This window comes from Aurantiacibacter hainanensis (genome assembly GCF_036321025.1).
GTDB lineage: Bacteria > Pseudomonadota > Alphaproteobacteria > Sphingomonadales > Sphingomonadaceae > Alteraurantiacibacter > Alteraurantiacibacter hainanensis.
On the sequence record NZ_JAZAPB010000002.1, the window covers coordinates 373,886 to 389,186 of the forward strand.

A 15,301-nucleotide genomic window follows, 5' to 3' on the forward strand; every position below is an offset into this window, starting at 1 on the left:
ATGGCACGTCGCCGACAATCCGTGACGATCAAGCACGTCGCCGCCGATGCCGGGGTGTCGCTGCAGACCGTCAGCCGCGTCATCAACAACGAGGCCAATGTCCGCCCCGAGATGAAGGAGCGGGTGCAGGCCTCGATCGACAAGCTCGGCTATGTGCCGTCCATCGCCGCACAGCGGATGAGCGGATCGCGCAGTTACCTCATCCTGGCCCTCAACGACCGTGAGCGCACGATAGAGGATTGGCGCGCCCGCGAGGGCAGCGACTGGATCGACCAGATGTTGCTGGGCGGCATGCTGAAATGCGCCGAATACGGCTATCGCCTGATCTTCGAACTGGTCGACACCCACAGCGACCACGTGGAGCGCGAACTGAGGGGCGCCATCGCGGCGCTGCAGCCCGATGGCGTCATCCTGACCCCGCCGCACGGGGACAACGCGCTGATCACCAGTCTCCTTCAGAAACACAAGATCCCGTTCGTGCGCATCGGCTCGCGCGAGAACGGTGGCCTGGCGATCACCATGGGCGACAAGCCGCATGCCCGCATGGCGACCGAGTACCTGATCGGGAAAGGGCACCGGCGCATCGGCTTCATCGCGGGTGCACGCGAATACGCGCTCAGCCAGTGGCGCAAGGAAGGCTGGCTGGAAACCATGAAGGAACACGGGCTCGACACCACGGGCCTTTGCGAACGCGGCGATTTCAGCTTTGCGTCGGGCGAAAAGGCCGCCCGCAAGATGCTGTCGCGCAGCAACAGGCCGACCGCCATCATTGCCAGCAACGACCAGATGACGATGGCCGCCAACAAGGTTGCGCACGACCTGGGGCTGAGAGTGCCGGGCGACCTTTCGCTGATCAGTTTCGACAACACGCCCGTGGTGCGCTTCATCCAGCCGCCGCTGACCGCGATCGATCAACCCATCGCGGAAACCGTGTCGCAGGCCGTGGAACTGCTGATCAAGGCGCAGCGCGGCGAGGATCTGCCGCCGATGCCGATGATCGTCGAGGGTAGCCTGGTCGAACGCCAGTCTGTCGCCCCGCCGCCGAAAACCAAATGAACGCAGCGGCCTCTGCGGCCGACACGGGGCAGCGCCAGTCGCTGCGTTTCATGCTGCTCTACGCGCTCGCCGCTGCGGGGGGTGCCATGGCCTACGTACCGTTCCTCACGATCCTGCTGCCGGTGCGGGTGGAGGCCATGGCTGCGGGCGAGGACGTGACCTGGCTGGCCTACTGCGCCTTTGCCGGCGCGGTGGCTGCCAGCCTTTCCAACATCGCCTTCGGCTGGCTGTCCGACCGCACGCGAAATCGCGGGGGCTGGATCGCCACGGGGCTGCTGCTCAGCTGCACCTTGCTGGTCGCGATGGCGAAGGCGGATGGGCTGGCCATGCTCCTTTTTCTGCTCGTGGTCTGGCAATGCGCGCTCAACATGATGCTGGCTCCGCTGGCCGCCCTTGCCGGTGACTTCGTACCCGACCGGCAGAAGGGTTTCCTCGGGGGACTGCTGGCCTTTTCACCGGCGCTGGGCGCGGCATCCGGCGCGCTGGTGACGATCCCCGGGCTGGCCGAACCCGATACGCGGCTGACCATCGTCGCCATCCTCGTCGCCTTGTGCGTGCTGCCGGTGCTGCTCTTCGCCAGGCCGCGGCCTTTCCCCGAACTGATGGAGCCAGCCCCGCGCTTGGAGGGAGAGCGCGACCCTCGCCCCCGCGCCCTGGTAGTTCGCATGTGGCTGGCGCGCCTGCTGGTGCAGATCGCCGAGGCAGCGCTGTTCGCCTACCTCTATATCTGGCTGCGCAGCATTTCCTCCGACATCGGCGACGATGACGCGGCGCAGGTCTTCACCGTCGTGCTGTTCGTGGCCGTGCCCGCCACCATGCTGGTGGGACGGTGGGCGGACCGGAACAACCGGCCCATCCTGCCGCTGGCGGTATGCGCGGGATTGACCGGCGTGGCCCTGGTGCTGATGGCGGCGGCCCCCTCGCTTCCCCTGGCGATGATGGCATACGGGCTGTTCGGCCTTGTCGCATCCATCTTCCTCGCACTGCATTCCGCGCAGACGCTGCGCGTGCTTCCGCGACCCCAGCATCGCGGGCGCGACCTGGGATTGTTCAATCTTACCAACACCGTGCCTTCGCTGGTCATGCCCGGCCTGACGCTGGCCATGGTGCCGCTGTTCGGATTTTCCGGACTGTTCCTGGTGCTCGCTGCGCTCGTGACGCTTGCAGCCATCCTGCTGGGCAGCGTGGTCCGCCCGAACTAGCGCTTGCCAAGCCTGCGAAGGCATGCAAGAACCCCGATTGAGAACGTTAACAATTTTCCGGGGTGAGTGATGAAGACGGGTTTCGGATGGCGGACAGGTGTCGCCGTTGCAGCGATGGCCATAGGGCTTTCTGCCTGTGCGACAGTGCCAGCCGAGACGGCGCAGACGCCGCCGGTCGCGGCTGTTGCCGATACCGAGGATGCGGTCGTTGCCGACCTGCTTTCGCGCATGTCGACGGAGCGCAAGGTCGCCCAGCTGATCCAGCCTCAGATCAATTCCTTCACCCCTGCCGACATGGAGCGTTACCGCTTCGGCAGCTACCTGAACGGCGGCAACGGCGGCCCCTACGGCGACGAGTTCGCGCCCGCTGCAGAGTGGCTGCGCTATGCCGACGAGATGTACGATGCCTCGGCGCAGCCGCTGCCGGGGGATGAGCCGGTGATCCCCACGATGTGGGGAACCGATGCCGTCCACGGCCACACCAATGTGATCGGCGCCACGATCTTTCCGCACAACATCGGGCTGGGCGCAACCGGCGATGCAGACCTCGTGCGCCGCATTGGCAAGGCCACTGCCGCCGAGATCGAGGCGACCGGCATCGACTGGAACTTCTCCCCCACGGTCGCCGTGGCGCAAGACGATCGCTGGGGCCGCAGTTACGAAAGCTATTCCGAGAACCCCGAACTGGTCGCCCGCCTCGGCGCGGCGCTGGTGGAAGGATTGCAGGGCGATCCCGCTGCTGCCGATCACCTCGGCACCGGACGCGTGATCGCGACGGCCAAGCACTTCATGGGCGACGGCGGCACCGAGGACGGCGTGGACCAGGGCGACGTGAACCTGCCGATCGATGAACTGCTGGCGATCCACGCCTATCCCTATCCGGCCACGATAGAGGCCGGGGTGGAAGTGGTGATGGCCAGCTTCAATTCCGTGAACGGGCGCAAGATGCACGGAAACGAGGAACTGCTCAGCGGCGTCCTGCGCGAGCGCATGGGCTTCGACGGCGTCGTTGTCGGCGACTGGAACGGGCACGGGCAGGTGGACGGATGCACCGTCACCGATTGTCCGCAGTCGCTGATGGCGGGCCTCGATATCTACATGGTGCCCGACGACTGGCGCGCCCTGATGGAGAGCCTCGTGGCGCAGGTAGAGGATGGCACGATTCCGATGGCCCGGCTCGACGAGGCCGTGGGCCGCGTGCTGCGCCTGAAGTACCGCGCCGGACTGCTGGGTGAAGATGCCCGTCGCCCGTCCGAACGCGGGGTCGGCGGACAGTTCGACCTGCTCGGCTCGCCCGAACACCGCGCCCTGGCGCGCGAAGCCGTGGCGAAATCGCAGGTGATCCTGAAGAACGACGGCGTGCTGCCGCTGGCTCCGGGCGCAAAGGTGCTCGTGGCGGGCCAGGCCGCCGATAACATCGGCCAGGCTGCGGGTGGCTGGACGCTGACGTGGCAGGGTGGCCGTGAACTTGAGCGCGACCTGTTTCCGAACGCGACCTCTATCTGGGAAGGGCTGGAAAGCGCGGTCGAAGCGTCAGGTGGAGCCGCGGAGCTTTCCGTGAATGGCTCCTTCACCGACCGGCCGGACGTTGCCGTGGTCGTCTTCGGCGAGACGCCCTATGCCGAATTTGCGGGCGACCGCCCCGACCTGGTCCTGCGCGACGAGGAGGGCCTGCGCCTGCTGCGGGCGTTCCAGGAACAGGGCATCCCCACGGTTTCGGTGTTCCTCTCGGGTCGACCGATGTGGATGAACCGCGAGCTCAATGCATCCGATGCCTTCGTCGCATCCTGGCTGCCGGGCAGCGAAGGTGCGGGTATCGCCGATATCCTGACCGGCGCGCACGACGCGACGGGACGCCTGTCGTTCAGCTGGCCTGCCGACTGCGCGGGCGAACCGCTGAACGCACCTGAGGGGGCGCTCTTTCCCTTGGGCTACGGCCGCGCGCTTGCCGATACCTCGCCCCTGCGCGAGCTCGATGAAAGCTGCGCCGCGCTGGAGGATTACGTCAGCTTCGACCTGTTCGGCTCCGGCCGCCTTGCCAGCGGTGTCAGCGCCACGGCGGGCAACGGGGCGTCGTTGCCATTGCTGGTGGGCAGCGCGGGCGGCGTGACTGCGCGCGGGTATGACCGCAACGCGCAGGAGGATTCGCGCGAGATCGCCATGGCTGCCGGATCGCAGCTGACCCTGTCGCAAGACGCGGACAGCGGCGGTGCCTACCGCATGACTTACGAGGTTCTCGACCGGCCCTCCGGCCCCGTGACGCTTCGCATCGGCGACAGCGGCCTTGTCGACCTGACTCCGCATTTCGACCATGCTGCGGGCAAGGGCTGGCGCGAGATGGTGATCACGCAGGAATGCGCAGGCAGTCTTGGCGACAGCATTACCTTTGCCACCGAGGCCGACCTGACGTTTCGCATTGCCGAAATCGCGCGCGAAGACCTGCCCGAGGGCACCGGCTGCGCGTTCTGAGACGCATCAAGGTTTAGACATCGCAGGCGAGTTTCGGCAAAGCCGCGGACAGGGAGAGGGATTAGATCATGGCGACACAAGCCGAACCGAAAGCAGCCGTACGCGCGGCATTCATCGCGGTTACCACCCTGTTCTTCGCCTGGGGGTTCATCACCTCCCTGATCGATCCGCTGGTTGCGGCCGTGAAAGGCATCTTCACCCTCAACGACCGGCAGGCCATGCTGTCGGCGTCAGCCTTCTTCATCGCCTACGGCCTCGTCAGCTTTCCGGCAGCAGCCGTGATCGCGAAGTGGCGCGCCGTGCCATCCATTCTGGTGGCACTGATAATGATGGTGGTGGCTTGCCTGATCATGCTGGGCGCCGCGAACGTCGCCAACTACAACCTGGTGCTGCTGGGCCTGTTCGTCCTGGCAAGCGGCATCACCATCCTGCAGGTCGCTGCAAACCCGCTGGCAGCGGCGCTCGGCACGCCTGAGAAAAGCCACTTCCGCCTGACGCTGGCGCAGACGTTCAACAGCTTCGGCACCATTATAGGTCCCTGGCTGGGATCGCTGCTGTTCCTGAAAGGTGTCGAGGTCGACGAGGGCGTCGCCCTGACCGAGGAGGTTCGCTCCAACGCGCTGGCCGGTATCGACACCGCCTATTTCTGGATCTGCGGCCTGCTGCTGGCCCTGCTGGCGTTCTTCTTCTTCGCGCGCAAGACGGTGTCCAGCGCCGCGCCCGTCATCGGTTCGGGCAAGAACTTGGGGCAGCTGATCGCCGATGCCTTGAGCGCCAGGTGGGCGCTCATCGGCGCCGCGGCGATTTTCCTTTACGTCGGTGCCGAGGTCGCGATCGGGGCGCAGATGGCGCTTTTCCTCAACAGCGATAATACCTGGGGGATCAGCCTGCAGGAGGCAGGGGCGCTGGTATCCTATTACTGGGGCGGTGCCTTCATCGGTCGCCTGGTAGGCTCCGCGCTGCTCTATCGCTTCAAGGCGAGCGTACTGCTGACCATCTTCACCGCCGTGGCGGCGCTGATGTGCCTCTACGTGTTCAGCGTGGGCGGGGTGTCAGCCGGCTACGTGGCCCTGGCCATCGGCCTGTTCAACTCGATCATGTTCCCCGTGATCTTCACGCTGACGCTGGAGCGTTCGACCGCCAGCGAGGAAGCGACGTCGGCCATGCTGTGCACGGGGATCGTGGGAGGAGCCGCCGTGCCCTACATCGTGGGCGCGGTTTCGGAAGCGAGCAGCTATACGGTGGCCTTCATCGTCCCGGCAGTCTGCTACGCATTGCTGTGCATGTTTGCGATCTTCGCGTCGAGGACCACTCCCGTTCACGCGGCGACGAAATCCAAATCCGTGCATTGAGGCACTCGCCTGTGCGCCGGGTGCACAGGCGAGCGCCTTCAGCAGATGGCGCCCGAGGCTCCCTGCAGGGGAACTAGCTCGGGTCTTCCTCCTGCCAGGCCAGCACCGGCTTGCGCGCGGCCTGGGCTTCGTCGAGCCGGGATCGTGAAGCATGGTGAGGCGCGGTCTTCAGCGTCTCGTCGCCTGCCTTCGCGCGCTCTGCCACCGATCGCATGGCGGTGGCGAACTGGTCGAGCGTGGCCTTGCTCTCGGTCTCGGTCGGCTCCACCAGCATGGCGCCGTGGACGACCAGCGGGAAGTACATCGTCATCGGGTGGAAACCCTCGTCGATCAGACCCTTGGCGACGTCCAGCGTGGACATTCCTTCCGCAAAGCCTTTGTCGCCGAACAGCGCCTCGTGCATGCAGTGCCCGGCATGGCCGAAGGGCGCATCGAGCACGTCGTCCAGGCTTCGCAGCAGGTAATTGGCATTGAGCACTGCATCGCCCGATGCCTGCCGCAATCCGTCCGCGCCATGGCTGAGGATATAGGTGAGCGCACGGGTGAACATGCCCATCTGCCCGTGGAACGCGCTCATCCGTCCGAAGCTGCCGGGGAAGGCGTCTCCCACGTTCTCCTCCTCCACCAGCGTGATCTCGCCGGTCTCGTCGCGCGTGACGAAAGGCAGCGGCGCATAGGGCGCCAGCGCTTCCGACAGCACCACGGGGCCGGAGCCCGGCCCGCCGCCGCCGTGCGGGGTGGAGAAGGTCTTGTGCAGGTTGATGTGCATTGCATCCACGCCAAGATCGCCGGGACGCACCCGGCCCATGATGGCGTTGAAGTTCGCGCCGTCACAATAGACGAAGCCGCCCGCGGCATGCACCGCGTCGGAAATCGCCTTCATGTCGCGCTCGAACAGGCCGCAGGTGTTGGGATTGGTGATCATCACGCCCGCCACGTCCGGACCCAGGCGTGCCTTAAGGGCTTCAAGGTCGACCCGGCCATCCTCGTTCGCGGGAATGTCCTCAACCTCGTAACCGGCAAAGGCGGCGGTGGCGGGGTTGGTGCCGTGCGCGCTTTCCGGCACGAGGACGACCTTGCGCATGTCTCCGCGCGCTTCCAGCGCGGCGCGGATGCACAGGATGCCGCACAGTTCGCCGTGTGCGCCCGCCTTGGGGCTCATGGCGACCGCGCTCATGCCGGTCAGTTCCACCAGCCAGTGCGCCAGTTCGTGGATGACGCCGAAGGCACCCTTCACCGTGTCCACCGGTTGCAGCGGATGAACATCGGCAAAGCCGGGCATCCGTGCGACCTTCTCGTTCAGGCGCGGGTTGTGCTTCATCGTGCAGCTGCCGAGCGGGAACAGGCCCAGGTCGATGGCATAGTTCTGTCGCGACAGGCGCGTGTAGTGACGCACCGTTTCGGGTTCCGACAGGCCCGGCAGACCGATGGGCTGCTTTCGGGCGAAGCTGCCCAGCCGCGTTTTCGCATTCTCGTCTGGAACAGGCAGGTCCACCCCGCAGGTGTCGCGCGTACCCAGCTCGAACAGCAGCGGTTCTTCCAGCATCAGCGCCTTGTTGCCGGTCGCGGTGGGGTATTCGGCACCGTGTTCGGGGGCCACCGGAGTTCCCGGCTTCCAGCCACTTGCATTCATGGTGTTCACGACAGCGCCTCCTCGAGGACGGTGGCAAGTTTCTCGATATCCTCTTCCGTCACGGTCTCGGTGACGGTGACGAGCAGGCCGTTTTCACGCCCCTCGCCATCGGGGAACAGGCGGCCCAGCGACACGCCGGCCAGCACGCCCTTGGTCGCCAGATCGCGCACCAGCGGGCGGGTCTCCTTGTTCAGAACCAGCGTGAATTCGTTGAAGAACGCATCGTTCAGCACGCTCACGCCGGGCACCTTGTCCAGCCTGTCGGCGGCCAGGCAGGCGAGGCGATGGTTCTCCGCCGCGAGCGCCGTCAGCCCCTTTTCCCCAAGCAGGGTCATGTGGACGGAGAACGCCAGCGCGCAGAGCCCGCTGTTGGTGCAGATGTTGCTGGTCGCCTTTTCCCGGCGAATGTGCTGCTCGCGGGTGGAAAGGGTCAGCACGAAGCCGCGCTTGCCGTCGGCATCCACCGTCTCCCCACACAAGCGACCAGGCATCTGGCGCACGTGCTTGGGATTGGTGATGGCGAACAGGCCCAGGTACGGCCCGCCGAATTGCAGGCCCACGCCCAGCGCCTGGCCTTCGCCCACCACGATATCCGCGCCCAGGTTGCCGGGGGCTTCCAGCGCGCCCAGCGCCACGGGTTCGGTGTTCACGACGATCAGCAGAGCACCCGCCGCATGAGTTGCCTCGGCAATGCGCGGCAGGTCGGGAATGCGGCCCATGATGTCGGGGTACTGCACCACCACGCAGCTGGTTTCCGCGTCGATCCGCGCCATCAGGCTGTCGTCGCCCGCGTCGGAAGCGAGAACGGGCAGTTCGTAGTCGACATGGCCCGGCGTGAAGCGCACCATGGTCTGCGCGACGGAAACATAGTGCGGATGCACGCCGCCGCTCATCAGGATGCGGTTCCGCCTGGTCAGCCGAGCGGCCATCACGATCGCTTCCCAGCACGCGGTAGAGCCATCGTACATCGACGCATTGGCGATTTCGCAGCCGTAGAGACGCGCCACCTGCGTCTGGAATTCGAACAGCATCTGCAAGGTGCCCTGCGCGATTTCCGGCTGGTAGGGCGTGTAGGCGGTCAGGAACTCGCCGCGCTGGATGATGTGATCGACCGTGGCGGGAACGTGATGGCGATAGGCACCCGAGCCGCAGAAGAAGGCGGCATCGGCCGCGGCGAGGTTCTGCTTCGACAGCGCCCGCATGTGCTTCTCGACTGCCATTTCGCCAGCGGCCAGCGGCAGGCCCTCGATGGGGCCATCGAGATAATGCTCGTCGGGCACGTCGGCGAACAGCGCATCGACGCTTGGCGCGCCGATCTTGTCCAGCATCGCCGAGCGATCGGGATCGGTGAGGGGAAGGTAGCGCATGGGGTTCAGTCGAGTCCTTCGCAGAATGTCTTGTATTCGCCTTCGCCCATCAGTCCCTCGAGCTCGGCGCTGTCAGCCACGGTGAGGCGGAAGAACCAGCCTTCGTCCTCGGGGCTGGAGTTGACCAGTTCGGGCTCCTCCTCCAGCGCCGAATTGCCCTCGGTCACCGTGCCGGAAATGGGCGCGTAGACGTCGCTCGCCGCCTTGACGCTTTCCACCACGGCGGCCTCGGCCCCCTTGGCCAGCTCGGTGCCGGCCTGCGGCACTTCGACGAACACGATATCGCCCAGCTGCTCCTGCGCGTAGGCGGTGATGCCGATCGTGGCCGTATCGCCCTCGATGTCGATCCATTCGTGTTCTTCGGTGAAGTAACGGGACATTTCAGCTTCCTTTGCGGACGTAGTTGTGGGGTACGAAGGGCAGCGGCACGACGCGCGCGGGAAGGCGCCTTCCACGCACTTCGATATGCAGAGCGGTGCCGTCCTCGGCGTATTCGGTTTCGACGTAGGCCATGGCTATCGGGTGGCCGAGCGTGGGCGAGAATCCGCCGCTGGTGACCGTGCCCACCAGCGCCTCGCCGGAATAGACCTTTGCGCCTTCGCGCGCGGGGAGGCGGCCTTCCACGGCAAGCCCCACGCGCCGTTCGGAGCAGCCTCCCTGTTCCAGCCGCGCCATGGTGGCAGGGTGCCCCGCATAGCCGCCGCCTTCGCGGCGCGAGCGGGCGAGGGCGAACCCGAGCCCCGCGCTGACGGGATCGGTATCGGTAGTGAGGTCGTGGCCGTAGAGGGGCAGACCTGCCTCCAGGCGCAGGCTGTCGCGCGCGCCGAGCCCTGCGGGCCTGACCCGCTCGTCCGCGATCAGGGCATCGGCCAGGGCGGTGACGTGGTTCTGGTGGATGGAAATCTCGAACCCGTCCTCCCCGGTATAGCCCGCCCGGCTGACCCAGACGTGCTGGCCGTTCCAGCGGAACAGGCCTGCGCGCATGAACGAGAGTTCGGCCACTCCGGGCACCAGCTTTTCCAGCGCGGCAGCGGCTTTCGGGCCTTGCAGGGCAAGCAGCGCAAAGTCGTCGTAGTGGGTCAGGGTGATGTCATCATCCAGATGCTCGCGCAGGTGGGCGATATCGTCCCACTTGCACGCACCGTTCACCACCAGCGCAAAGTGCGAGCCGGTGTTGGTGACGATGAGGTCGTCGATGATCCCGCCGGCCTCGGTCAGCAGCAGGGAGTAGCGCATCTGCCCTTCGGCGAGGTTCTCGATATTCGTGGGAAGCAGCTTTTCCAGTTCGTGCGCCGCGTTCTCGCCCGAAACCGCAAGCTGGCCCATGTGCGAGACATCGAACAGGCTGGCGCTGTTCCGCGTCCATTCGTGTTCGGCGACGATGCCTTCGTACTGGATCGGCATCTCGTACCCCGCGAAGGGCACCATCCGGGCACCCTGGTCGCGATGCCATGCATCCAGCGGCAGCTTTTCGGGGGGTTGGTCTTCGACTTGATCGGATTCGCTCATCGACGGGTCCCGGCACGGCTTGGCAGCACCCGAACACCGGGTCCTTTCGCCATGCCCCCTCTGTCTCGAAACCTGAGAGACACACGCCGTCACGGCGCTTACCCCTTCGGTGTCCCCGGACTGTGTCCGGAGAGCTTTCCAGAGTGCCTGGACTGGTCGCGCGGTCCTTTTCGCCTGAGAGTTTCCGGGGCGGTTGCTCCTTCGGCGGTTCCGACGGTGAAGTGCGAAACACTCTCCCGCGCGTCCAGCCGATCGCATCTGCTATTTCACATATGCGAATCGACAGGCAAGCCCCCTTTGCTGGAAGGTCGCCGTCCGGTCAATCGCCAATGCGCTATATCGCAGTGGAAATACCACTATTTGCGGCGAAAACGGTCTCTCACCACCGCGCCGACGAACAGCGGCGCGGAAATGCCCATGCGGCGCCATAGCCGCCTGGGTTCTCCCGCGAGGCGCGGCAGCCATTCGAGGCCGAGTTTCTGCCACATCTTGCCGGGCCGCCGGATGCGCCCGGCGTAGAAATCGAACACTGCGCCAATGGAGCCGATCATCCTCGTTTGCAGGTGAGGGCGGTTGGCCTCCACCCACTTCTCCTGTTTGGGCGCGGTCATTCCGACCCAGAGTACATCAGGTCGGAAGGCGTTGACGGCAGCGTGCATGGCGGCGTTGTCCTCGGCGGAGAACTCGGCCTTGTAGGGCGGCGAGTAGGTTTCAACCGTGACGCCGGGATAGTCGCGCTTCACGCGAGCGCGGATCGTGGCAAGCACGTCTTCGGAGGAGCCGAGGAACATCATCCGCTCCTTGCGTTCTGCCAGAAGACCGGCGGTCAGCTGGAACAGGTCGAACCCCGTAACCCGCTCGGATATGGTGCCACCGTTGAACCGGGAAGCGAGGACGATGCCGATACCGTCGGGGATCAGCAGGTCTGCGCGGTGCAGCGCCTCGCGGAAGGCCGGATCGCCGCGTGCCACCTCGATTGAGTGCGGGTTGACGCAGGCGACATGGCGCGCGCCGGAGTTCTCTGCGTCGAGCCAGTCGGCGACGTGCGTGGCGAGGGCGGCCGGCCGCAAGGTGCACACATCGTAGTCGAGGATGCGTTCAGTGGGGAGAGCGGCGGTCATGCCGGGTGTCCCCCTGGGGCGTCGATTGCCTTGGTGTAAGTCGCCATCAGGCGCTCGTAATAGAGATCGCAGGTGTATTCCCGCTTCGCCCGGTCAAAACCTGCTTCGCCCAGTTTCCGGCGGCGGTCCGGATCGGCCATCAGCTGGCCGATCGCCTCGGCAAGCGCCTGGTCGTCACCGGGCGGAACGAGGACCCCGGCCTCGCCGCCGCCAACCACTTCGGGCAAGCCGCCGATGTCGGATACGACTGCGGGCCGGGCGTGTCGCATCGCCTCCAGCACGACGCCGGGAAACCCCTCGTAGCAGATGCTGGGCGTTACGATCAGCGCCGCTTCGCGATAGAAGCGGGCAAGGTCTTCGGGGCCGAGATGGCCGAGGAGTTCGACGTTTGCAGGCGTGTTCCTACGTCCGGCGTAGTCGCCCTCGCTTCCCGCCAGGCGATAGCGCACCTGCGGGGTTCGCCGGGCCGCGGCGAAAAGCGTGTCGATGCCTTTTTCCGCGCTCAGACGTCCGGCGAAACCTACGAATTCACCCGGCACCCATGCCGGTGCGTGCTCGGGCATTTCGGTCATGTTGGGGATCACGTCGATGCGGTCTGCCGGGTATCCCTCGCGCACCAGGATATCGCGCTGGAACCGCGTCTGCGCGTAATAGCGGGTCACGTTGTCGCGGTAGTGGCCGCGCTTTCGAGCCCAGGCGTTGCGCGCGGCATAGGCGGCGGACTTCGCCAGGTTGCTCTCGCAGTTCCGGACCACGCAGTTCCACTCGCGTCCGCCGGTGCAGGCCTCGCACACCTTGCCGTGGCTGAGGAACAGGCCGTTGGGGCAGACCAGGCGGTAGTTCGAAAGGCGCATCACCACGGGCACGCCCGCGTCCTTGATCACCGGCAGGATCGAGGGGGAGATAAGCGGATAAAGGTTCTGCACCTGCACGATATCCGGCCGGTCATCCCTCAACCGCTGCGCAATCTCGCGCCGCGAGGAGGGCGAATGGATCCCCGAGGCCCCGGCTTTCGCCATGGCAAGCGGTCCTTCGATGTCGGCGCTGTCCGCGAACCAGGTGTCGACCTCGTGACCGCGGCTGCGCAACAGGTCGACGATGCGCTCGAGCATCACCTCTTCCCCGCTGCGCTTGCCGTACCGGTTATGGACGAACAGCAGCTTCATGGGCGTGCGGAAGATGCCCCATCGGCCAGACGCTCGTTCACGGCAACTTCGCGAACCATGCGCCGCTGCGCTTCCTGTTCGCGCACGGCGCGCCAGGTATAGACATGGAAGAAGGCCAGCATGGCAAACACGCCGAGAACGGTGGGGTCGTAGCCTCCACCGAGGATCGACTTGGAGTTGTTGTTGACCATCATCATGATCAGCGCCGCCATGCAGCCAAGGCCGCCGGCGATGCCCGCCCGGTTGGCTTTCCAGGTTTCCGCTACAAGCCTGATGGAGAATATCAGCAGCAGGGCGAAACCGAATACGCCAAGCCCGATCAGCGCCTCGATGAAGCCGTTATGCGCGTTGGTTGTGGCATTCGTACCGAACTGGTCGCCCAGGCGCGCGACCACGGCGAACCCGTGGCCGATCAGGGGACGCTCGGCAAAGGCATCGAAATAGGCGCGCCAGAGGTCCATGCGCCCGGTCAGGGACTGGGCATCTTCTATCGAACGACCCGACAGCAGCGTGCTGGACAGGAATTCCTCGCTGGTGCCGAGCACCACGATGATCGCCACGCACGCGATGCCGATAGGAACCAGGATGATCCTGCTGGGTGGCAGGAACGGCAACATCGCCAGCACGCCGCAGGCGATGCCGATGTTGGACCCGGCGCTGGTGCCCGCGATCGCGAACGCCAGGAACACGACCATCCACCTTCGCAGCGCGCGGCGGCGCTCCGCGTCCGCGCGAAAGCTTTCGCCCAGCGCGTAAAGGAAACCCATGCCCGCGGTGACGGTGTAGACGTTCGTGTGCAGGCCTTCGAAGCTCAGGCCCACGAACAGGGCGCGTTGCAGGAAGCTCAGCACCGTGACGGTCATGAGGACAGTCAGCATCGCGCGCTCCGCGTTGCGCCAGTCGCGAAATCCGGCGATCAGCACGAACATGGCGGCAAAGAACGTGAGCACTTCAAGGGCTCTGAAGACGGTGAAGTCCGGGCGGAGCGACCACAGGGCCGTCAGCGCCGCGAGAACGAAATAGACCGGCACCAGGATGACGGAGGATTCCCGAAGGCTCCCCAAGACCTGGCGTGATCTTGGGTGCAGCACAAGCAACCCGATGATGGCCGCCACGATCACGATGGCGATGGTCGCCGATATATCCACGGCATCGAATTCGCTGGTGTCGCGCCGACGCACGAGCACGGTCGTGCGTGCAAGCGCGATGAGCAGCAAGGTCCACAGGGCGACATCGAAGGCGCGGGTCAGCTTCACCGGCCATTCTCCGCATGGGCAATCGCGATCTTGCAGGCATCGAGGATCGAGCGAGCCGCGTGTTCCGGCCCATGGTCCTGCACGATGTCGCGCGATTTGCGGCCCATGCGGCCCAGCTCCTTTCGTCCCAGCGCGTGCGCCTGGCGCAGCGTCGCGGCGAGGTCGTTCGTGTTTTCGGGCGTGAATGTCCAGCCATTTTCCGCGCGCACGAATTCCGGCCAGCAGCCGTTGTAGACGGAACTGAGTACAGGCAGGCCGCAGGCCATCGCCTCGGGCACGACGAGCGACCAGTTGTCTTCCAGCGTGGCGATCACGAAGGCATCGGCGGCGGCATAATAGGTCGCCAGTTCGTCGTAGGGGACCTGGCCTGCTAGACGCACGCCCGGCAGGGTGGCAGCGCGCGCTTCCACCTCGGAACGCAAGGGGCCGTCGCCCACCAGCAGCAGGCTGGCCTCGCCCTCGGCAAGACCGGCGGCCTGCCACCCGTCCAGCATCTCGCGAATGCCCTTCAGCTCGATCAGCCGCCCGACATAGAGAAAGACCGTGCCTTGCAGGCCTAGCCTGGCGCGCAGGGTCTCTCGCGCCTGGTCCGTCACGCGGTCCGCCGCCTGTTGCAGGCCCTGGGTATCGGCGCTCATGTGTCCCACCGTAACGCGGGCCGGGTCCATCCCCAGATCGCCGGTAACGTACTCGCGGCACAGTCGGCCGCTGCAATCCATGGCATCGGTGCGTTTCACGACCTGCCGCCGATAGATCGTGCGTATGCCCTGCGCATGCCGCTCCGTATGCCGGGTGCGTTCGTAGGCGATGACCAGGGGCGTAGCGTACCGCAGGCGATGGATGAGCGCGGGCAGCGTCCACTTGAAGAAGCCGTCCGTCACCAGGACGTCGGGCTCCAGGCCGGAGATGTGCTTCAGCAGACCCGGTTGCCAGCGGACCGAGATGTTGCGGTTTGCGCGATGGTCCCGGTCTTCCCCGCCGATCCGGATCTCGCCCGTCAGGGGGTGGGCTCGTTCACCCAGCGCGTCCACCGCCTTGGCCACGACGGCGTCCGGCACGTAGCTGCCGGAAAAGACCAGGTGCAACCCGCCGTCCGTCAGGGCGTCCAGGTGGCGAAACACGGGGATGCGGTAGTCGAGGAAGGATCGGGTAACCCAGGCGATCCGCATG

At 65.8% G+C, this 15,301-nt stretch carries 12 protein-coding genes and 1 riboswitch; of the genes, 4 read left to right on the forward strand and 8 right to left on the reverse strand.

All coding sequences use genetic code 11. The features are described 5' to 3' along the window. The 4 genes from AAA989_RS09310 to AAA989_RS09325 all read left to right on the forward strand — a co-directional run bounded on the left by AAA989_RS09310 (nt 1) and on the right by AAA989_RS09325 (nt 6,079). On the forward strand, nt 1-1,056 hold the full coding sequence (locus AAA989_RS09310) for a LacI family DNA-binding transcriptional regulator (RefSeq protein ID WP_338242908.1): 1,056 nt from the start codon (nt 1-3) through the stop codon (nt 1,054-1,056). Then, entirely contained in the window at nt 1,053-2,258 is a 1,206-nt protein-coding gene (locus AAA989_RS09315) for an MFS transporter (protein ID WP_338242910.1), read from the forward strand. Before AAA989_RS09310 ends, AAA989_RS09315 begins: the two co-directional genes overlap by 4 nt. 144 nt (nt 2,259-2,402) lie before the next feature. Next, nucleotides 2,403-4,727: a glycoside hydrolase family 3 protein gene (locus AAA989_RS09320; protein WP_338242912.1), complete on the forward strand. Its 2,325-nt coding sequence runs from the start codon at nt 2,403-2,405 to the stop codon at nt 4,725-4,727. Between the two features lie 68 nt (nt 4,728-4,795). After that, complete coding sequence (locus AAA989_RS09325) at nt 4,796-6,079, forward strand: MFS transporter (RefSeq protein ID WP_338242914.1); 1,284 nt, start codon at nt 4,796-4,798, stop codon at nt 6,077-6,079. 73 nt (nt 6,080-6,152) lie between these two features. Here the strand turns inward: AAA989_RS09325 and gcvPB are convergent, their stop codons facing one another. From gcvPB to AAA989_RS09365, 8 genes are all read right to left on the reverse strand, one after another. Continuing rightward, nucleotides 6,153-7,712, reverse strand: coding sequence for an aminomethyl-transferring glycine dehydrogenase subunit GcvPB (gcvPB, locus tag AAA989_RS09330; protein WP_338245486.1), 1,560 nt, complete (start codon nt 7,710-7,712; stop codon nt 6,153-6,155). A gap of 5 nt (nt 7,713-7,717) precedes the next feature. Next, entirely contained in the window at nt 7,718-9,079 is a 1,362-nt protein-coding gene (gcvPA, locus tag AAA989_RS09335) for an aminomethyl-transferring glycine dehydrogenase subunit GcvPA (protein ID WP_338242915.1), read from the reverse strand. 5 nt (nt 9,080-9,084) lie between these two features. Beyond that, entirely contained in the window at nt 9,085-9,459 is a 375-nt protein-coding gene (gene gcvH, locus AAA989_RS09340) for a glycine cleavage system protein GcvH (protein WP_338242917.1), read from the reverse strand. 1 nt (nt 9,460) lies between these two features. Beyond that, complete coding sequence (gcvT, locus tag AAA989_RS09345) at nt 9,461-10,588, reverse strand: glycine cleavage system aminomethyltransferase GcvT (protein WP_338242919.1); 1,128 nt, start codon at nt 10,586-10,588, stop codon at nt 9,461-9,463. A gap of 151 nt (nt 10,589-10,739) precedes the next feature. Beyond that, nucleotides 10,740-10,837, reverse strand: a riboswitch (glycine riboswitch). 107 nt (nt 10,838-10,944) lie between these two features. Continuing rightward, nucleotides 10,945-11,709 (reverse strand): WecB/TagA/CpsF family glycosyltransferase, encoded by a 765-nt coding sequence (locus tag AAA989_RS09350; protein WP_338242921.1) that lies wholly within the window; start codon nt 11,707-11,709, stop codon nt 10,945-10,947. Next, entirely contained in the window at nt 11,706-12,875 is a 1,170-nt protein-coding gene (locus AAA989_RS09355) for a glycosyltransferase family 4 protein (protein WP_338242924.1), read from the reverse strand. Before AAA989_RS09355 ends, AAA989_RS09350 begins: the two co-directional genes overlap by 4 nt. Beyond that, nucleotides 12,872-14,131, reverse strand: coding sequence for an O-antigen ligase family protein (locus AAA989_RS09360; RefSeq protein WP_338242926.1), 1,260 nt, complete (start codon nt 14,129-14,131; stop codon nt 12,872-12,874). The genes AAA989_RS09355 and AAA989_RS09360 overlap by 4 nt, the downstream gene beginning before the upstream one ends. Next, a complete protein-coding gene (locus AAA989_RS09365) occupies nt 14,128-15,300 on the reverse strand; it encodes a glycosyltransferase (RefSeq protein ID WP_338242928.1) in 1,173 nt (390 codons plus the stop codon). Before AAA989_RS09365 ends, AAA989_RS09360 begins: the two co-directional genes overlap by 4 nt. Nucleotide 15,301: the final 1 nt, after the last annotated feature.